This window comes from Pseudomonas sp. USTB-Z, assembly GCF_019691255.1.
Classification (GTDB): Bacteria; Pseudomonadota; Gammaproteobacteria; order Pseudomonadales; family Pseudomonadaceae; genus Aquipseudomonas; species Aquipseudomonas alloputida.
Genome location: NZ_JAECZP010000075.1, coordinates 1 through 497 on the forward strand (window position 1 = coordinate 1; position 497 = coordinate 497).

The window sequence follows — 497 nt, forward strand, 5'->3', positions numbered from 1 at the left end:
GGGGTGAAGTCGTAACAAGGTAGCCGTAGGGGAACCTGCGGCTGGATCACCTCCTTAATCGACGACATCAGCCTGCTGATGAGCTCCCACACGAATTGCTTGATTCATTGTAAAAGACGATGCTGTAACGCGACCCTGTTATAGGTCTGTAGCTCAGTTGGTTAGAGCGCACCCCTGATAAGGGTGAGGTCGGCAGTTCAAATCTGCCCAGACCTACCATTACATGGTTCAGCCGTAGAATACGGGGCCATAGCTCAGCTGGGAGAGCGCCTGCCTTGCACGCAGGAGGTCAGCGGTTCGATCCCGCTTGGCTCCACCACTTTCGCCGTACGCAGTAACTTGTCAGAACTTAGAAATGAACATTCATATTGAATGTTGATTTCTGACTTTTGTCAGATCGTTCTTTAAAAATTCGGATATGTGATAGATATAGACTGAACACCAGTTTCACTGCTGGTGGATCAGGCTAAGGTAAAATTTGTGAGTTCTGCTCGAAA

At 48.7% G+C, this 497-nt stretch carries 2 tRNA genes and 1 rRNA gene; all 3 read left to right on the forward strand.

What is annotated here, in order from left to right:
* Positions 1-57, forward strand: a 16S ribosomal RNA gene (locus I8746_RS26905); the annotation flags it as partial.
* An 85-nt stretch (positions 58-142) separates the two neighbouring features.
* Positions 143-219 (forward strand) — tRNA-Ile (locus tag I8746_RS26910).
* Between the two features lie 24 nt (positions 220-243).
* Positions 244-319 (forward strand) — tRNA-Ala (locus I8746_RS26915).
* The last annotated feature ends 178 nt before the right edge of the window (positions 320-497 follow it).